Origin of the sequence: Bradyrhizobium sp. C-145 (genome assembly GCF_023375135.1) — a bacterium.
In the GTDB taxonomy this organism is placed as follows: Bacteria; Pseudomonadota; Alphaproteobacteria; order Rhizobiales; family Xanthobacteraceae; genus Bradyrhizobium; species Bradyrhizobium zhanjiangense.
In genome coordinates this window covers 8,712,218-8,731,737 of sequence record NZ_CP088150.1, presented here as the reverse complement: position 1 = coordinate 8,731,737, position 19,520 = coordinate 8,712,218, and the positions used below count along the sequence as shown (strand labels likewise).

General features: G+C 59.0%; 15 protein-coding genes and 1 pseudogene. 15 read left to right on the top strand and 1 reads right to left on the bottom strand.

The window, feature by feature from the left end:
- Window positions 1-24 precede the first annotated feature (24 nt).
- Complete coding sequence (locus tag LRP30_RS41095) at window positions 25-1,578, top strand: AMP-binding protein (protein ID WP_249758499.1); 1,554 nt, start codon at window positions 25-27, stop codon at window positions 1,576-1,578.
- Between the two features lie 85 nt (window positions 1,579-1,663).
- Window positions 1,664-2,644, top strand: coding sequence for a GAF domain-containing protein (locus LRP30_RS41090; protein WP_249758498.1), 981 nt, complete (start codon window positions 1,664-1,666; stop codon window positions 2,642-2,644).
- A 74-nt stretch (window positions 2,645-2,718) separates the two neighbouring features.
- Here LRP30_RS41090 and LRP30_RS41085 read toward each other — a convergent pair whose 3' ends face one another.
- Complete coding sequence (locus LRP30_RS41085) at window positions 2,719-4,026, bottom strand: sorbosone dehydrogenase family protein (RefSeq protein ID WP_249758497.1); 1,308 nt, start codon at window positions 4,024-4,026, stop codon at window positions 2,719-2,721.
- A 395-nt stretch (window positions 4,027-4,421) separates the two neighbouring features.
- Here LRP30_RS41085 and LRP30_RS41080 point away from each other — a divergent pair, with 395 nt between their 5' ends.
- From LRP30_RS41080 to LRP30_RS41015, 13 genes and pseudogenes are all read left to right on the top strand, one after another.
- Window positions 4,422-5,516 (top strand): ABC transporter substrate-binding protein, encoded by a 1,095-nt coding sequence (locus tag LRP30_RS41080; RefSeq protein WP_249758496.1) that lies wholly within the window; start codon window positions 4,422-4,424, stop codon window positions 5,514-5,516.
- An 81-nt stretch (window positions 5,517-5,597) separates the two neighbouring features.
- Window positions 5,598-7,094, top strand: a complete 1,497-nt coding sequence (locus tag LRP30_RS41075; RefSeq protein WP_249758495.1) for a sugar ABC transporter ATP-binding protein — start codon at window positions 5,598-5,600, stop codon at window positions 7,092-7,094.
- A gap of 65 nt (window positions 7,095-7,159) precedes the next feature.
- Window positions 7,160-8,113: an ABC transporter permease gene (locus LRP30_RS41070; protein WP_249758494.1), complete on the top strand. Its 954-nt coding sequence runs from the start codon at window positions 7,160-7,162 to the stop codon at window positions 8,111-8,113.
- Window positions 8,114-8,157: 44 nt separating this feature from the next.
- Window positions 8,158-9,681, top strand: a complete 1,524-nt coding sequence (locus tag LRP30_RS41065) for an altronate dehydratase family protein (RefSeq protein WP_249758493.1) — start codon at window positions 8,158-8,160, stop codon at window positions 9,679-9,681.
- A 193-nt stretch (window positions 9,682-9,874) separates the two neighbouring features.
- A complete protein-coding gene (locus LRP30_RS41060) occupies window positions 9,875-10,612 on the top strand; it encodes an SDR family oxidoreductase (protein ID WP_249758492.1) in 738 nt (245 codons plus the stop codon).
- Window positions 10,613-10,800: 188 nt separating this feature from the next.
- The gene (locus tag LRP30_RS41055; protein WP_249758491.1) at window positions 10,801-11,487 is read left to right on the top strand and encodes a GntR family transcriptional regulator; all 687 of its coding nucleotides are present in this window, start codon (window positions 10,801-10,803) and stop codon (window positions 11,485-11,487) included.
- 71 nt (window positions 11,488-11,558) lie between these two features.
- A pseudogene (trxB, locus tag LRP30_RS41045) lies at window positions 11,559-12,549 on the top strand (thioredoxin-disulfide reductase).
- Between the two features lie 68 nt (window positions 12,550-12,617).
- The gene (gene dctA / locus LRP30_RS41040) at window positions 12,618-13,976 is read left to right on the top strand and encodes a C4-dicarboxylate transporter DctA (protein ID WP_249758490.1); all 1,359 of its coding nucleotides are present in this window, start codon (window positions 12,618-12,620) and stop codon (window positions 13,974-13,976) included.
- A gap of 87 nt (window positions 13,977-14,063) precedes the next feature.
- Window positions 14,064-15,515 carry a thioredoxin family protein gene (locus tag LRP30_RS41035; RefSeq protein WP_249758489.1) on the top strand — a complete coding sequence of 484 codons (1,452 nt, stop codon included), beginning with the start codon at window positions 14,064-14,066 and terminating at the stop codon, window positions 15,513-15,515.
- Window positions 15,512-16,066: a hypothetical protein gene (locus LRP30_RS41030; protein WP_249758488.1), complete on the top strand. Its 555-nt coding sequence runs from the start codon at window positions 15,512-15,514 to the stop codon at window positions 16,064-16,066. Before LRP30_RS41035 ends, LRP30_RS41030 begins: the two co-directional genes overlap by 4 nt.
- Window positions 16,067-16,324: 258 nt before the next feature.
- Window positions 16,325-17,035, top strand: a complete 711-nt coding sequence (locus LRP30_RS41025) for an SDR family oxidoreductase (protein ID WP_249758487.1) — start codon at window positions 16,325-16,327, stop codon at window positions 17,033-17,035.
- Window positions 17,036-17,343: 308 nt separating this feature from the next.
- Window positions 17,344-18,609, top strand: a complete 1,266-nt coding sequence (locus LRP30_RS41020; protein ID WP_249758486.1) for a CoA transferase — start codon at window positions 17,344-17,346, stop codon at window positions 18,607-18,609.
- A gap of 32 nt (window positions 18,610-18,641) precedes the next feature.
- Window positions 18,642-19,490, top strand: coding sequence for an enoyl-CoA hydratase (locus tag LRP30_RS41015; RefSeq protein WP_249758485.1), 849 nt, complete (start codon window positions 18,642-18,644; stop codon window positions 19,488-19,490).
- The last annotated feature ends 30 nt before the right edge of the window (window positions 19,491-19,520 follow it).

Below are 19,520 nucleotides of genomic sequence, written 5' to 3'. Positions count from 1 at the left end.
AGGCTGGTCGTGGGGAGGTAGTGCGTGGCTCGTTCGCTTAGTATCGATGACATCATCGCGGAGTTGCCGCGTCGTCTTCACTTGGCGGTAGATAACCAAGCGGCCATTGCGCCGAAGCAACCCGCCGTCATTGATCATGCGAATGCATTGACATTTGAGGAGCTAAGGCGATCCTCGTTGGATACGGCTACGCGATTGGGCGAACTGGGGGTACGCGCTGGTGATCGCGTGATGATTGTCAGCGAGAACTGTGTCGCGGCCGCCGTCCTTTTACTGGCCATGAGCCGGCTCGATGCTTGGGCAATAATTGTCAACCCGCGGCTTTCGCAACGGGAACTGGAGCAAATCCGAGAGCACAGCGGCGCGCGCTTGGTTCTGTTCGCCTCCGGAGTGTCTCCTGAGGCTGCAACACACGCGGTGTCTTACAACGCAAAGTCCGCCGGTATCGTTGGTTTTTCCGAGATCGCTGCGTCCGAAATCAACCCGGCCGCGCGTCCGGAGCGCGTCGAGGAGGACGGGCATAAGCAAGTTGCTATTCTCGTTTACACATCGGGCACCACGGGAGCTCCAAAAGGAGTTATGCTCACGCACCAGAACCTTCTCTTTAGCGCGCGAACAAACGCTTTGTATGAGGCCCGAGGGAGCGGCCACCAGTTCTATATTGTTCTTCCAATCTCTCACATTGCCGGGTTCACGTTTCTGCTAATGTCCATGATGATGGGCGCGACTGGCCGCCTAGTCCGAAGATTCGAGCCGGCGCTTGTTTCAAAAGCAATATCAAGTGGGGAGGTATCAATACTCGGCGGGGTTCCCGCGACGTATCAAAGATTGCTGGAATACGAAGATGCCTTCGGTGCTACGCGCGATGATTGCGGCGTCCTCGAGCACTTGATGGTGGCCGGCGCACCGTTGGATCTCACACTGAAATCGCGCATCGAAGAGAGATACCGAGTCCCGCTTTTGAACTGCTACGGGATAACGGAGTGCTCACCGACGATCTCAAGCGTTCGTCCTCAAGAGCCGAAAAGTGATCAGACCGTGGGCTCGTTCGTTGCGGGCGTGGAAGGGCGTATCGTCAGATTGGATGGCTCGCTTGCAGCTGCGGGCGAGGTCGGCGAGCTGCACGTCCGCGGGCCGAACGTCATGCTGGGTTATTATCACGCACCCGAGCTGACCGCCGCGGCCATCGACGGTGGGGGGTGGTTCAAGACGGGCGACCTTGGTCGTATCGACGATGCCTGCCTGTATATCGTGGGGCGGTTGAAGGAAATGATCATTCGATCGGGCTTCAATGTATACCCAGCCGAAGTAGAGGCGGTTCTAAACTCCCACCCAGCGGTCATTCAGTCTGCGGTTGTGGGAAAGCCGGTTCCGGGCAATGAGGAAGTCGTAGCGTTCGTACAGCTGCAATCGGACGCGAAAACGACCGTCGATGACTTGGCGGAGTATCTAAATCCTCTTTTGACGTCCTATAAGCGGCCGTCGCAGATCATCAAGCTCGAGAGCCTACCGGCAACGGCCACGGGAAAGATTCTGAAAAGCAAGTTGGCTGCCTCGGTTCGTCAGGCCAAGCAGTAGACGTCGAAGAAGCTATCTCGGTCATCCGCGTGGATTTGGCAACATCGGTCATTGGATTTCGAGCCGCTATGAAAAGAAGAGATAGATGACTTACGATATCGATATGCATGCGCGACGTGTCAGGACCGCTGTAAAGTCGAATGGTGCGGCTCGCTCGCAGGTCGTAGCGTCGTGGCGGCGCTGTATTGTTGGTTATGGGCTGGATCCGAGCGCTAAACTGCCGCGACGGATGCTGTCGGCTATCGAACTGAGAGAGGCGACCCAGCGTCTCGAACCGCTACTCTTTGCGGCTGGAGCAACACTCGAGAGATTGCAGGCGGCGCTCGCTAGAATGAGTTGCTGTGCCCTTGTTGCAGGCGTCGATGGTGTGGCAGTCCATAGGCGCGGCAGAGAAGTGGATGTCGAGCATCTTCGTCGCTTCGGGCTCTGGCCGGGAGTCGATTGGAGCGAGCGAAGCGAAGGGACCAATGGCATCGGCACCTGTCTTGCCGAAAAACGAGATGTGACAATCCACGGGGCGGATCATTTTCTTGCCCGTAACACCGACCTAAGCTGTAGTGTTGCCCCCATCTTCGATCATCAGGGAGAACTGGCCGGAGCCCTTGATGTTACTTACTACGGGAAAGCCGTCTCGGAAGAGGTGATGGGCTTGCTCGCACTCACGGCGCGAGAAGCTGCGTCGCAAATAGAGAGAGCCAACTTCCTGGCCTTCTTTGGCGACGCGAGGATCATTTACATTCACGATCGTGCGCGCGCCTGCGTGGGACTCATGGCGGTTGACGATGATGACATCGTACTTGGAGCCACGCGAGCGGCCCGTTCGCTGCTTGGCATCACCGACGCCGGTTTGCGTAACGGAATTCCCGCCATGGATCTTCAACAGCTGGCAACTTATTCCGAGGACACCATGGCTCGCGCGGAACGAGGGACCATCCGTCGGGCGCTTGCCCGCACAAGCGGAAATGTGTCTGCGTCGGCCAAGGCTCTCGAAATCAGTCGGGCGACTATGAAACGCAAGCTGAAGAAGCTTAATCTCCGTAGGCGAGGAGAACTTCGTGCGGATTGAGGAGTGCTTGGGGCGCGCCTCCCTGCTGGAAAGGCAATAGTGCGCCTCGTCAGAGGTCGCCACGACGCAGGCGATCAGTCGCGCGCACCCGTGACGCGCCAGATCACATCGCCCACATCGTCCGCCACCAGCAGCGAGCCGTCAGGTCCGAGCGCAACGCCAACAGGCCGTCCGTAGGAGACCCGCTCGTCTGACGCAAGGAAGCCGGACAGAATATCGCGCGGCGGTCCGACCGGGCGTCCATTTCGGAATGGGATGAAGACGACCTTGTAGCCGCTCAGCGTGCTGCGGTTCCAGGATCCATGCTGGCCGATGACCATGCCGTCCGGAAATCCCGGAAGGGTACCGGCCGGCAACCAGCAGAGCCCGAGCGACGCGGTGTGCCCACCGAGCGCGTAATCCGGTGTGATTGCCGTTGCAACTGCGGCCGGGTCCTGCGGGACGCGATCGTCCACTATCCGCCCCCAGTACGAGTACGGCCAACCGTAGAACCCTCCGTCGCGCACCGAAGTCAGATAGTCAGGAGGCGTTTCGTCGCCAAGACCATCGCGCTCATTGACGACGGTCCAGAGCGCGCCGGTCTGTGGCTCCCAAGCCATGCCAACCGGGTTGCGCAAACCGCTGGCGAATATCCGGCTTTTTCCGCTCTCAAGATCGAGTTCGTAGATTGCGGCCCGGCCTTTCTCTGCGTCCATGCCGTTCTCGTCGATATTGCCGAGTGAGCCGACGCCGGCAAAGAGTTTCTTGCCATCGGGGCTCGGCAATAGGCTTCGGGTCCAATGTCCGCCAGGCTTGAATGTGGTGAGTCTCCGCCCTGGCGCCGAGATGCGGTCCGCGCCCCTCACGTACGGAAAGGCTATCACACCATCGGTGTTACCGACGTAGAAGGCGTCGCCGAGTTGCGCCATGCCGAACGGTTGGTTCAGCTTCTCCATAAAAGTGTGGCGCCATTCGGCGACACCGTCGCCGTCCCGGTCACGCAATAGCGTGATGCGATTCGCGCTGACCCCGAGGGCCGCGGCGCGTCGCATCGTCGCTTGCATTGCATAGTCAAACACACTGCTAACGGGGCCGGCGATCTGCGTTGCTTCGGCCACGAGGACGTCGCCACTGGAGAGCGCAAGAATCCAGCGCGGATGCTTCAAATCGCTTGCAAATGCATTGACTGCAAGCCCCGGCGCCGCCGTGGGCTTCCGCCCGTCGGCCCACCCCCGTGCCGTCGGCATCTTCAGCGTCGGGATACTGCCCTGCGGCTTCGCCGCTGGGACGACGGGGGCGCTGCCCCAGGCCGGCTCATGCGAGGCGCCCTGAAGCCGGCGCCAGAGCAGCGCGACGCCGCCGATTATCGCAACCAATCGCGCAAAAATCCTCGAAAAGCTCATGGCGCTCCTCTCATCCGCACATACTGTCCGCGCCGTTAGACAGTCGATCACGCAGCGTCAACGCAATGGATCAAGAATCTTCCACGAGATGTACCAAATCTGACCTAGTTCGCTGCCGAGATGTGAACGGCTGTTGCCAGTCGACGATTACCGCACTCGACCGTCGTCGCCTCTGCGCGCAAACTTCAATATGAAGGCGCAAGCACAGGACGCGTCATCAGTCCTGTGAAGCGATCAATCCCACAGATATCTCGGCGTCAGCACAGATAGCTCAAGCGCATTCAGCGGGGGGAACCGAATTGGCTCATGGATGAGCCATTCCGACCGTCGTCGATGATTGCCCTGGATGACAATCGAAATCACCGACCGCATGGTCCGCTCGTTAAGAACACTTCATGGATGAGGGAGTAAACATGCTACATTTGTTGAGCGGCCTCCAAACCGCTGTCACTGCCGCCGCGGTGACGACGGTTTTGACGCTATCGACTGTTGCCATGGCGGCCAATGACAAGACAATTGGCGTGGTCGTTCCGACGCTCGACGCCCAGTTTTGGAACAGGGACATTGCCTTTCTGACGAAGGGAGCCGAAGAGCTGGGCGTCAAGCTGATTGTGCTAAACGCCGACAACAAGCCGGACCAGATGATCAAGTCGATCGAGGACCTGGTTGCCAGGAACGTCGACGGCATCATTTCCGTTGGATACTGGTCGACAGGCGCCAAAACCATTCTCGCTGCGCAGCGCAAGAAGATTCCGGTCATCCTGACGGACTCGTATCCCGATTTCGCGCCACAGTCAGAAAAGTACCCGAACTATCTGGCCTTTGTCGGTCCGAGCGATGAAGACGCGGGCTATCGCATGGGCAAGGCCCTGTTCGCTGCGATCAAGCCGGGAGCTGATGGCAAGAAGGTCATTGGCGTCGTCAACGGCACAGCGGGTACTTCGGTCGCTATCGATCGACGCAAGGGGCTGGCAAGGGCGATCGGCGAGGAAGGGAATATCAAGGTTGCCGGCGAGGTTGACGGCAATTTCGTTCGCGACGCGTCTCAGACGGCGTTTGAATCGCTGTATCAGGGCAACCCAGATATCACGGGCGTCTGGTGCGGCAACGATGCCGAGGCGATGGGCGTGATCGCCGCACTCAAGAGCAAAGGCAAGGTTCCGGGCAAGGATGTCATGGTGTCCGCGATGGATCTCAATCCGGAGAATGTCGACAGGGTCAAGGCCGGCGAGCAGCTGTTCTCCATTGGCGGTCATTGGGTCCAGGGTGGCATCGGTCTGGTCATCATGTACGACTACCTCAATGGCGTTAAGCTGCCTGCGGCGGATGCGACCGTAAAGCTCAAGTTGCTGCCGATGGCTCAGAACCAGGTGGACCAGTACGTGAAGGACTATCCGGGTGGTCAGCCGGCGTACGACTTCAAGGCGCACTCCAAGTTTCTCAATAAGGATGCGCCCCCCGTTGCCCTCGAGTTGAAGTATTCCAACTGACGTTCTGATCAGTCTGGGTCGGTATGTCCGCTGCAAAGGCTGGGCATATCGACCTGCTTACGCCCTATTGCGGGTTGCGTCATGACCCTTGTTGCCGAGCATCTCAATAAACACTACGGGCGGACTCACGCTGCTCGCGATGTGTCGCTAACGCTGCATACGGGGGCGGTTCATGCGGTCGTCGGCGAAAATGGTGCCGGCAAGTCGACAACACTGCGCATGCTTGCCGGAGCCATATCCCCCGATAGTGGGACGATGAGGCTCGACGGGGCGCCCTACGCTCCCCAGTCCCTCGCCGAGGCGACGACGCGCGGCGTCGCGCTCGTCCATCAAGAGATCACGATCAACCGCGCGCTGGGCATCGCCGAAAACATCTTCATAGGCAATCTGCGCGGCTACGCGCGCCGCTTCGGCTTCATGAAGCGGAAGCAGATGGCAGACGCCGCCCAGGCAGTTCTAGATAGCATTGGCGTCAAGATATCTGTGTCGACCAACATCGACCGGCTCAATCTCGGTGAACTGAAATGCGTTGAGATCGCCCGCGCCATTTCGTCGTCCCCGAACACTCTCCTGCTCGACGAATCGACGGCCTATCTCGATCATCGCGAGGTGGACGCCGTGCTCAATGTGCTCCGTAAGCTCAAATCTCAGGGCCTGACGATAGGTTTCGTCTCGCATCACCTCCAGGAAGTTCTCGCCGCCGCCGACGATCTCACTATTCTCAAAGACGGACAATTCGTCGGCTCGTTCAAGACGGCGGAAATGACGCCGAACGAAATTCATCGCCTGATGGTCGGACGGGATTTTTCGCAAGGCACCTATCCCCCCCGTCCAGCTCGGCAATTGGACGACGTGCCACAGGCTCCGCCCACTCTTCGCGTTCGTGACGTGGCGGTCGGCCGCGAACTTAAGCGCGTGAGCGTCGAGGTCCGGCGCGGGGAAATACTTGGGCTTGCGGGCCTGAAGGGCGCCGGAGCTGAAGCATTGCTCGCAGGCATCGCCGGTGACGAGCCCTTGAGCGGCGGCGCCATGCAGTTGGAGGGACAAGACTACCGGCCCAGGAATCAGAGAGCGGGATGGCAGCACCGCATCGCGCATATGCCGGGAGATCGCGGCAATGAGGGCCTGATTACCGAATTCAGCGTCCTCGACAATTTGGTCATGGCGCGCCCGCCGTCTCGCGGGCCGTTCTTCGACAAGGTACACGCGCGTTCATTGTCTGAAGCGTTGATTCGACGGATCGGAATCCGCGCGGAAAGTCCTGACGCCCAGTGCCGCTCGCTGTCAGGCGGAAATATGCAGAAGGTATTGTTAGGCAAATGCTTGGCGATCGGTCCGCAATTGCTCCTATTGAACAACCCCACGCGCGGCGTCGATGTGGGCGCCCGTGTCGATATTTATCGGCTCATCCGCCAGAAGGCAGCGGACGGCCTCTCGATCATTTTGTCGTCGGAAGATATGCCGGAACTTATCGGCATGGCAGACCGTCTCATCGTTCTGCGGCAGGGTGTGATCGCTTACGAATTCCGCTCGATGGCCAATGTCGAAGAGCATGAGGTGGTGAGGTATATGACGTGAAGCACGATGTCGAACCAATCAAGATCAGCGAAGCGATTGGCGCAAGCACTTCAGACGATGTACCCGTGCGCGATGCCAGAAGCATCGTGCTGGTCGACCTGCTGAGGCGCTCGTTTCCGTTCCTGTTTCTCGTCGTGCTGATCGCAGTGTTTTCGGCGTTTTCTTCCCGATTTCTTTCGTTTGACAATCTGATGACGGTGCTCGAGCAGGGCACCGTTCTGCTTGTCGCCTCGCTTGGCATGACCTTCATCATCATGGCCGGGTCGATCGATATTTCGGTCGGGTCGATCGTCGGGATTGCGGCGCTGGTCGCGGCGGTGACCGCAGGCAAGCTTGGTGTCTGGGCTATCGTTCCAGCCGTCATGATCGGTGCCGCGTGTGGGACGATCAACGGCTTGCTGCTGGCGCTAGGGAAGGTTCCATCGTTTATCGCGACGATGGGTACGATGGTCGTCTATCGCGGATTCGTACTGCTTTTTACCCGTGGCGCGCCAGTCTCGATCGAAGATGACGGGTTCATGGCGAGCTATTCCGGCTATTCCATGGGCATTTCGCATGCGGTGATCGTCGGCCTCGCCCTGGCGCTCGTGGCCTGGGTCATCATCAACTATACTGTTTTCGGCCGTGAGGTTCGCGCTATCGGTGGCGGCGAGCGCGTCTCGATTCTCACCGGGATCGCGGTCACGCGCGTCAAGATCTGCATGTATGTCCTGCTCGGTGCGCTGTGCGGTATTGCCGGCCTGCTCCAGGGCGCGCGTACAATGGCGGCTTCCGCCCAGCTTGGAGCCGGGCTCGAACTTGACGTTATCGCCGCCGTCGTCGTCGGCGGCACGCCGCTGACCGGTGGCCTCGGCAGCATTGTGAACACCATGCTCGGGGTACTCATCATCACCCTGTTGTCGAACGGCATGAACATGACAGGCGTCGACCCCTATTTGCAGAGCATCATCAAAGGCATCGTGCTGATCTGTGCGGTCTTCATCACGATCGATCGCAAGAAGATCGGAATAATCAAGTGACACCCGTCAATCCCGCGCGCATGGCGCCGTGAGAGGAGGCGCCGATGGCCCAACCGCATCAAGTTCTAAGACTTCATCCCGACGACAATATCGCGATCGCGCGGGCAAGAATCGCCGCGGGCTCGCCTCTCGACGATACCAACACCATGGCAGCCGAGGAGATACCCGCGGCTCACAAGGTTGCTTTGACTGCGATCGCCCGAGGCGAGCACGTACGCCGCTATGGGCAGATTATCGGCTTTGCGACTGCTGACATTGCGCCGGGTCAGCACGTTCACGTCCAAAATCTCGCGATGGCCAGCTTCGAACGAGATTATGCCTATGGGCAGGGGGCCGTCGCGGTTGCGCCATCTTCCGAAGCATTGACTTTTATGGGCATTAGGCGCGCGGACGGTCGAGTTGCGACCCGGAACTACATCGCCGTCATCAGTACGGTGAACTGCTCGGCAACGGTGGCCAAGAAGGTTGTCCAGCATTTCAACAACTCGTCGATCTTGCGCGACTATCCCAACATCGATGGCATCGTGCCGCTTACGCACGGCTTCGGCTGCTGCATCGACCACCATGGCGAAGGCCTGCAGCAGCTACGCCGTACGCTGGCCGGCTTCATGACCCACCCAAACTTCGCCGGAGTTGTTCTGGTTGGGCTGGGATGTGAAGCAAATCAGCTGAAGCCGCTTTTCGCTTCAACAGGAGTCGGACCGAGCGTCAGCCTCGTTCCGCTCGTGATGCAGGAACTCGGCGGTACTCAGAGGACGATCGACGCGGCAATCACAGCGGTGTGCGCGATGTTGCCTGGTGCCAATGCGGTCAAGCGCGAGCCCCTTCCACTATCGCACCTGAAGGTCGCCCTGCAGTGCGGCGGATCCGACGGCTATTCCGGCATCACTGCGAACCCAGCACTCGGCGTTGCCGTAGACAAGCTGGTCGCGCATGGTGGTACCGCAATACTGACTGAAACGCCGGAGATCTATGGTGCGGAGCATCTCTTGACGCGGCGCGCTATCAATCGAGTCGTAGGCGAGAAGATCGTCGAGCGGATCCATTGGTGGGAGGCCTACGCTGAGCGGGAACGCGGCAGCATCGACAACAACCCAACGCCCGGCAATAAGGCGGGCGGTTTGACGACGATCCTCGAAAAATCGCTCGGAGCCGTCGCGAAGAGCGGTACGACCCCGCTGATGGAAGTGTATCGCTACGCCGAGCCCGCGACTACGGCAGGCTTGGTTTTCATGGATGCGCCCGGATACGATCCGATAGGTACCACTGGGCAGATCGCCAGCGGGGCCAATATTATTGCCTTTACCACGGGGCGAGGATCCTGTTTCGGCGGAAAGCCTGCGCCGTCCATCAAGATCGCGACGAACACGCCGATGTATGACCGAATGCGGGACGATATGGACATCAATTGCGGTCTGATCATGGATGGGAACGCCACAGTTGAAGAGAAAGGTCAGGAAATATTCGAGGCGATCGTCCGTGTAGCATCAGGCGAGCAGAGCAAGAGCGAAGCGATTGGCGTCGGCGACGAGGAATTCGTTCCGTGGATGATCGGCGCACAGATGTAACGCGATCTCATGCAGGTAACGCTTTGGTGCCAGCCGGAAATGGTGCTCCGGGCGTTGATTTGCTTGGCTGGTTGCGTTCTGGGGTCACTGTAGAACGTCATGACGCCGGCCGTCCGAAATCCGATTCGAGCAAAGCGAGGCGATCGTCAGGTAGTCGGAGACGATCGCGCGTTGGATACCAAGGAAATGCCGAATGTTTGACCTCAAGGGAAAAGTTGTCGCGATTACGGGCGCGTCCAGCGGAATTGGCGAGGCCGCCGCAAGGCTGTTGGCCACAGCAGGAGCCAAAGTCGTCCTCGGTGCGCGGCGGACAGACCGGCTCGAAGCTATTGTTGCCCATATTCGACGCGAGGGCGGAGACGTAGACTTCCTTACAATCGATGTCAGCAAGCGTAGGGATCTTGAACGGTTCGTGAAAAAGGCCGCGGATCGCTTCGGACGTCTCGACGTCTTGATCGGAAATGCCGGCCTGATGCCGTTATCTCCTCTCGATCAATTGAAGGTCGATGAATGGGAACGGATGATCGATGTCAACATCAAGGGTGTGCTCTATGGGATCGCCGCAGCATTGCCGATATTCCGCAAACAAGGGTGTGGGCATTTCATCAACGTCTCGTCCGTGGCCGGCCACCGGGTCAGTCCGAACGGGGCAGTTTACGCCGGGACTAAATTTGCCGTGCGCGCCATTTCCGAAGGCCTACGGCAGGAAGTGGGCGATAAAGTCAGGGTCACGGTGATCTCACCCGGCGCGGTCGAGTCTGAATTGTCATCAACGATATCCGACCCGGACGTCAAACAGCGAATTGACGATTATCGGAAGATGGCTATTCCCGCAGAAGCGATTGCTTCAGCAATGGCTTATGCCATCGGACAGCCGACCAACGTGGACGTCAATGAAATCCTCATCCGGCCGACGGCGCAACCCACGTAGCGTCTTTGCTATCTGCGACACCCAAACTATGCATTTCGTTCGAACCGTCTGATTGACGAATCACTCAAACAGGCCAGGCGGCCCGAGGGGTTTGGATGACCTCGTTTTGAAATTCGAGGCCTTAGCCGCTGCGGTAGACAACGCGCCTGTTCGTTGCTCTCGATCCGAGGATCTGGTATGCCAGATTTATGGACCAAACTGTAGATCTGAGCGCACAAGCGGAGAAGACGATCCGCGAAGGTATCATCCGTGGAACATTCGGATTCGGTGAGAAGCTGTCCGATCGCGTGCTCGCGTCGTCTCTGGGGATCAGCCGAACGCCGGTGCGAGAAGCTCTTGCCAGCCTCGCGCGGGAAGGACTGGTGGTGATCCGCCCCCAGAGCGGGACGTTCGTTATGGTCTTGGACGAGGAGTCCGTGCGCGCCTTGTGTGAGATGCGCACGATCCTCGAGCTAGGCGCCCTTCGCATTCTTAACGATCATCCCGAGCGGCTCGCCAGTGCGGTTTCGAAGCAGATTGCTGGCGGTGCGCTGGCAGTCGAGGAAAAGGACGTCGAAGAGGCCGAGCGAATGGACTCGGCATTCCACCAAGCTCTTGTGCGCGCGGCGGAAAATCCTCTCCTGACCCAAGCATATCAAATCATCACGCATAAGCTCGATGCCATTCGCCATCGGTTGCCTCCCGACCTCGCACGAATGCGCCGGGCTGTGGAGCAGCATCGGCGGATCGTCGATTTGACGGTGACGGGCCGCATCGCTGAGGCGAATGAAGAACTCGCCTCGCATTTAAAGATCGTCCAGCAACTTGCCATGCGCATCATCGGCCCCGCCGAAGAGAAGGCGAGCCGAGGCTCCCGGAATCGGGGAGCTGCGTAAATCTGGAATGACAGTTGACGCCAAATACCCAATTTGCCATAAACTGGAATGCCAGTTTGTGAGGTATTCGCGTGGCCAAGTTCGAGACAAAGGTCCTGATCATCGGTGCTGGACCCGCCGGCTATACGGCTGCGATTTACGCGGCTCGCGCAAATTTGAAACCGGTGCTGGTCAGGGATTCAGCCGGGCGGCCAGCTCACCACGACAACGGGCGTCGAAAATTTTCCCGGATTTGCCCAGGGGGTCCAAGGGCCGGAACTCATGGAGCAAATGCGGCAGCAGGCCGAGCACGTGGGTGCCGGCATCGTCTACGACACCATCACGTCGGTTGACCTCTCGCCGGATCCAATCGTCGCCGAAGGCGACTCGGGCGACGTATATCTGGCTGACACTCTGATCATCGCGACGGGCGCTCAGGCAAAATGGCTCGGGCGCCCGGGCGAAGCCGACTATTCTGGCTACGGCATCTCGGCTTGTGCCGTTTGCGATGGATTCTTCTATCGCGGCAAAGAGGTCGTCGTCATAGGGGGCGGCAACACGGCCGTCGAAGAAGCCCTCTATCTGACCAATCACGCTTCCAAGGTAACGCTGGTTCATCGGCGCGACAGTCTGCGCGCCGGGCCGATCATGCAGGATCGCCTCTTTGCCCACTCGAAGATTGACGTGATGTGGAATACCGAGGTCGTCGCTTTCCTCGGAAAAGATGGGCCGTCGCCCCGCCTGACCGGAATCCAGCTGCACGACAGAATAACGGGAGCTGAATCTGTGATCGCGGTCGATGGCGCGTTCGTGGCCATCGGTCATGACCCCGCGACGGCGCTCTTTCGAGGTCAGTTGGACATGACCGACGACGGCTACATCAGGATTGCTCCGTGGTCGACGGCGACATCGCGCAAGAACGTCTGGTCGGCGGGTGACGTGAGCGACGACCGTTACAAGCAGGCCGTCATCGCAGCTGGCATGGACTGCATGGCGGCGCTCGAAGCAGAAAAATATCTAGCTGATCGCGCGTCATCTACCGCGACCCGACCGCAGGTTCGAATCCCGCAACCGGTGGCCTAATCAGGAGACCCTCCTTCTCATCGATAATCCGGCATTCCGTGCAAGCAAACATCCAAGAGAAAGCTCCGATGACGACATTGCTCCGAAAGCTATCGAAGAATCTCACCGTGCAGGTCGTGCTGGCACTCTTGTTGGGCGCGACCCTGGGTGTGCTTTGGCCCGCTGTCGGGGTCTCGATGCAGATGTTGAGCGACATCTTCATCAAGTTGATCAAGATGGTCATTCCGCCAATCGCGTTTCTCACGATCGTTATCGGCGTTGCGGAAGTGCGTGACTTGCGTCGGTTGGGGCGAGTGGGCGGACAAGCGCTGATCTACTTTGAGGTGGTCTCGACGATTGCTCTGGTCGTCGGCATGATCGTTATGAACGTCCTGAAGCCGGGCGCCGGCTTCGACCGGGCAGCCGTCGGTAGCCAGCCCGTCGACATATCGAAATATAAAGCGGCTCCCGTCGGGTCTTATTTTTTCGACTTCCTGTCTGGCATCGTTCCTGACAATGCGGTGGCGGCCTTCGCGAAGGGCGACCTGCTCCAGATCGTCTTCTTCGGTGTCTTGTTCGGCTGCGCCGCGGTATTGGTCGGGGAACGGGCGAGGCCATTTGTTTCACTGGCCCAGTCAGCCAACGACATTCTCTTCAAGATCGTCGGGATGATTATGCGGCTTGCGCCAATCGGCGCATTCGGCGCCATGGCGTTTACCGTTGGCCGCTACGGCCTAGGATCAATCCTCGTCCTGGGCCATATGCTGGTCGCGGTCTACACGACCTGCATCATCTTCATGTTCGTCGTGCTCGGCGCGGCCGCCCGATTGAATGGCTTCAGCTTCGTTCGCTTTCTGCGTTACATGGCCGACGAGGCCCTCATCGTCCTCGGGACCTGCTCCTCAGAAAGCGTGCTGCCGCGGCTAATGGACAAGCTCGCCCACTTGGGATGCTCGCGGTCGAGCGTCGGACTCGTCCTTCCGATCGGTTACTCGTTCAATGCCGATGGCACGGCGATTTACCTTTCGATGGCCGCTCTCTTTATTGCGCAGGCTTATGGGATCGAAATGACCGTATTGCAACAGATCGGACTTCTGTTGCTGCTTCTCATCACCTCCAAGGGCTCCGGCTCGGTCGCAGGATCGGGGTTTGTGGTTCTCGCAGCGACACTCTCTGCCACGCATGTGTTGCCCGTGGAGGGGCTCACGTTGCTGATTGGCATCGATCGCTTCATGTCGGAAGCCAGATCCGTGACGAACATCATCGGAAATGGTGTCGCGACCGTCGTTGTTTCAAAAATGAGCGCAGAATTCGATCCGGTGCAGGCCGATGCTGCTTATGCGCAGCGGTTTGGTGCGGGGGTGAAATTTAACCTCAAACCCTTTGAGACTTCTGCCGACCAAGAGGTGGTCCCGGCGGCGTCAATGATATCGCCGCAGCCCGACTAAAAAATATTGTCGACTTTGTAATTGACCAAGGGCGGTGATCTTGCGGCAATCGCGAGTGGACACCCCCGATCTAAGAGTAGGGAGACCATGACCGTGGATATCAGCGAGCGACAGCAGGATGGTGTTTTGATCTTCGCCAAACGCGAATGCGAGACCTGTCAAATGGTCGAACCGGTATTTGGGCAGATTGCCGACAACCTACCGACCGTCATCTATACCCAGGACGACCCGACCTTTCCGTCGTGCGTCGCAGCAATTGACGATACATCGCTCGAATCGTCTTTCTCGTTCGATATCGAAGCCGTTCCGACACTCGTCCGCATGAAAGATGGCAAGGAGATCGCGCGAACCTACGGTTGGAACCGTCATGATTGGGAGACGATTACGGGTCTCAAAGCTCTCGGAGAGGGCTTGCCGGACATGCGGCCCGGGTGCGGCTCGAAATCACGGGAGCCGGGCGTTCATGACGCCCTGCGCGCGAAGTATGGCAAGCTTGATTTTAAGTCGCGGCAGATCCGGCTCGGCGAGTGGGATGACGATATCGAAGCTTGCTTCGATCGCGGTTTCAGCGATGGGCTGCCGGTAGTTCCACCGACCGACGTTCGCATTTTGCGCATGCTTGAAGGGACGACACGCAAGCCCGACGAGATCATCGGCGACGTTCCCCCGAATCTCTCACCCATCACCGTCGAGAAGGTCGCAATCAACGCGGTGATGGCCGGCTGCCGGCCCGAATATATGCCGGTCGTTCTGACCGCACTCGAGGCAGCGTTGGATCCGCTCTTCACGATGCACGGTCTGTTGTGCACGACATGCTTTTCGGGCCCTATTGTCGTTGTAAATGGACCGATCGCTCGCGAGATCGGCATGAACTCCGGCATCAATTGTCTTGGCCAGGGTAACCGCGCCAACGCAACCATCGGCCGGGCGCTTCAACTGATCATTCGCAACGTCGGGGGCGGCCGCCCGGGAGAGCTCGACCGTGCAGTGCTGGGAGGGCCTGGCAAATATACATTCTGCTTCGCAGAGGATGAGTCCGATCCAACATGGATGCCGCTCTCGGTCGCGCGTGGGATCGGACGTGATAAGAATGCGGTTACGCTCTTCCAAGGCGACGGCATTCAAGGGTTCCTAGACCAGCGATCCCGAACTCCCGAAGAACTCACGAAATCGCTGGCCATGTCCTTGCTGGCGGTCGGGCATCCCAAGCTGTGCGAATTCACAAACGCCATGCTGGTTCTGGTGCCCGAGCACTATGCCATTTTCCGCGAAGCCGGATGGGACCGCGGACGCATCACCGAGGAACTTCACAAGGCAATGATACGTCCCGGAAAGGATGTGATCCAAGGCGCTCATGGTGTCGGCGAAGGCATTGACCGAAAGCGGGTCGACGAAATGGTCAACAAGTTCTGGCCCGAAGGCCTTCTGATCGTCCAGGCTGGCGGACAGGCCGGCTTATTCTCAGCGATCTGCGCCGGTTGGACCGGCGGTCGCTTTCGAAATGAATCAAAGCCTGTCACCAGGGAGATTGTAATATGAAATACGGAGTGAGTTTTCGCGACCCCACGGCGGAGGCGACGTCAGCGTTGCGGGACCGCGTGGCCCCACTCGAAACCGTTAGCGGCAAGACCATTGCGCTCATGGATATCGGGAAGATGCGTGGCGACGAGTTCATCGACCGTCTCGAGCAGCTCTGCACCGAACGCGGCATCAAGACCCGCAGGTACAAGAAGCCCACGAATACCCGGGTCGCCCCTCGTGAAATGATCAAGGACATTGCCGAAAACTGTGATGCGGTCATTATTGCGCTGTCGGATTGTGGATCGTGCACGTCATGCTCAACGCATGATTTGAATGATCTCGATAAAAAGGGCCTCGCCGGCGTTAGCGTCCTGACGACTGAATTTCGGCAGGCGTTCGAGTCCCAGAAAGCATCGATCGGTCTGGATGGTGCCGCGGTGTACGTGGCGCATCCGCTTCAGAATAGAACCACGGCAGAGCTCCATCGGTGGGCCGATGCTGCTGTAGACGAGATTCTCCAGATGATTGCGTGTGACCAGTCCAAGAGGAAATGCGCGAAAACGGCCTAAGGGGGCGCGTGCATTGAAAGACTGCCATTTTCCGCACTCGGCTCCTGGCTGAGTTCGGCGGGCGGTCACCTGCTCTTTGAACGAAAAACGGCGGCCTCGGTGGCTTCTAGCGTGGCTGCCCATTGTTCCAGTTTCTGGAACAGAACCTGCCGGACAATGGCCATTCGGGGTGTGCTCAACTCGCATTAGCTTTGCTGCATCAGACGTGGACCGTCTGGCGGATGGTAATCACGTCGTCCGCTGAAAGGTGAGGCAGGCATGGGAACAGAGCAGAAGGTCGTCGTCATAACCGGTGCATCGCAAGGCTTCGGCGCCGGGCTCGTAAGCGGATATCTCGACCGCAATTACCGCGTGATTGCCAACTCACGCTCGATCAAGCCCAGCACGAATGCAGACGTCTTGACGATCGCGGGCGACGTGGCGGATCCGAAGACGGCTGATCGCATCGTCGAGGAAGGCTTGGCACGTTTCGGACGTATCGACACCCTAATTAACAACGCGGGTATCTTCATCGCCAAGCCGCTGATCAATTATACCGAGGAAGATTATGCTTCGGTCGTAGCGATCAATCTTGGAGGCTTCTTCCGGATTACCAAACGCGTCGCGGCCGAAATGTTGAAGCAAGGCTCCGGCCATATCGTGCAGATTACGACCAGCCTTGTCGATCACGCCAACAGCAACGTCCCCTCGGTCCTGGCCTCACTAACCAAGGGGGGGCTAAACGCAGCCACGAAATCCCTGGCGATCGAGTACGCAAAAAAGGGAGTCCGGGTTAACGCCGTTGCTCCCGGCGTGATGAAGACACCGATGCATGCCCCCGAAAAGCATGAGTTCCTTGCGAAACAGCATCCCATCGGGCGAATGGGAGAAATCAAGGACATCGTCGACGCGGTCCTTTTCCTAGAGAACGCTCCCTTCGTCACCGGCGAGATACTGCACGTCGACGGCGGCCAGAGCGCCGGTCGTTGATCTGTATCGAGTCGCGGCCGGTGGCAGTGCTCCGGTCCGCTCGCCTTGGCGGCGAGCCGGGCCTCGAGGATTATCGGCGGACTCAGGCCTTTCAATCGGACCGGTACTTCACCGGGCCGGCATCCGGGTTGGATGATTGAGGTTCGCCACTTTTGGCTGAAGAAGCCATCCGTTTGGCGAGGGCGACCGTTGATCGTTTCGCTGGCCAGAAGGCCGGAGCTTGAGCCGGCGCGAACGCCAATGGACCGGAATTCTCAGGGCTCGTTCGCGACTGCAGCGCGCCGGCCAATGTTTTGGGAGGAGCTATCATGCAGGGCGCAGCTGACCAGGCTCCGAAGAAGGGGCCCCTCGAAGGCATTACGGTCCTCGATTTCTCACGGGTATTGGCTGGACCTTATTGCACCATGGTCCTGGCTGATCTCGGTGCTCGCGTCATCAAGATCGAGAAGTTTGGCACCGGTGACGATACGCGCGCATTTGGTCCGTTCATCGACGGAGAGTCGGCCTATTTCATGTGCTTCAATCGGGGCAAGGAGAGCATTGTTCTCGATATCAAGTCACCGCGCGACAGGGAATTGCTTGAGCGGCTGCTGGACCGCGCCGATGTGGTCGTCGAGAACTTTCGTCCCGGCGTTATGGACCGTCTCGGCTATGGCGCCGAACGGCTCGCCAAAACGCACCCCCACATCGTCTATGCATCAATTTCGGGATTTGGCCATACCGGTCCGTTCAGTGACCTGCCTGGATACGACATGGTGGTGCAAGCCATGGGCGGCGTGATGAGCTTAACGGGATGGCCTGACGGGCCGCCCTCGCGCGTTGGGACCAGTTTTGGCGATCTCGGTGCCGCCCTATTCGCGACTGTCGGAATCCTCTCCGCGCTCTTCAAACGCGTGCAAAACGCTCAGGGAACACGTGTGGATATCGGTATGCTTGACTGCCAGGCAGCGCTGATGGAGACGGCGCTCGCTCGGTATGACGTGGAAGGTAAGATACCTGGCCGCACCGGCGACAGTCACCCTTCATTGGCTCCGTTCGAAAGCTTCGCGGCCAAGGATGGACGCGTCATCATAGCCGCGGGCAACGACACGCTTTTCATGCTGATGGCAGACGCGCTTGGATCGCCGGCGCTGGCACTGGATCGGCGTTTCATGAGCAATGATCTGCGGTGCAGCAATCGCCCTGCCATGATCGCAGCCATCGAGGCGATCACCACGCGCGAGCCTGTTGAGCACTGGGTCGCTAAGCTCAATGAGGCCGGCGTCCCCTGTTCACCGATCAACACGATCGACAAGCTGTTTGATCACCCGCAGCTCAAGGCCCGGAACATGATCGTGAAGGTCAGGGGTGAGGGGGGCCGCCACATCCGTACTGCCGGCAACCCGATCCGTCTAAGCGGATACGCCCAAAACGATATCGAAACGCCCGCCCGTTCGCCGGGCCTTAATCAGCACCGCGAAGCAATTCTGAACGAGCTCATGGCGACACACGGCGCTTATGCGACCGCAGTGGCCGGAGACGTCAACCCTGACGATGTCGATGGAGTCGGCTCGCTGCCGCGAGCGGCCGAATGACGCGGGCATCTCCCAAACGTAGGAAACAGGCCATGAGCAATACTGTCGCGCCCATCCGTAAGGACGACCCATCCTCCTCCGAACAGCCTGCCGTAACGCCCGGGACGAGCTCGCCGCAGACGATTATCGTGGAGCGCCGCGATCGTGTAGGTCTCATTACCTTGAACCGGCCAAAGAGTTTGAATGCCCTGAACGGTCAACTGGCGATCGAGACATTGGCAGCATTGAAGGCGTTCGATGCCGACGATCGGGTCGGAGCGGTCGTGATCACCGGCAGTGCGCGCGCCTTTGCGGCCGGGGCAGATATCGCAGAAATGGCCGAGAAGCCCTTTACCGATTTCTACATGAACGATTTTCTCGGACCGTGGGATGACGTCAAATCTATTTCCAAGCCCATCATAGCGGCGGTCGGCGGGTTTGCGCTTGGTGGCGGCTGTGAGCTGGCGCTGCTCTGCGATTTTATCATTGCATCGGAAGACGCACAATTCGGTCAACCAGAGATCAAGCTCGGTATCTTGCCGGGTATTGGAGGGTCACAGCGGCTAACGCGTGCGGTCGGAAAATCACTTGCCATGGATCTCGTTCTGACCGGCCGTACCATTGGAGCAGCCGAGGCAAAGGCTGTCGGTCTCGTTGCGCGTGTCGTGCCGAGCAGCGATCTTTTGCAGGTCGCTCTGGAAGCCGCGCATACGATTGCCGGCTACAATGCGCCGGCAGTCAAGATGGCCAAGGAGGCAGTCAATCGTGCGTTCGAAGGACCTCTTTCAGAAGGATTGCGACATGAACGCCTTCTGTTTCAGGCGGCGTTTGCGACCGAAGGGCAGAAGGAAGGCATGAACGCCTTCGTCAACAAGCGGGCGCCGATCTTTCGCCACCGGTGACCGCCCGCTGTTCCGGGCGGGTCTGCGGTC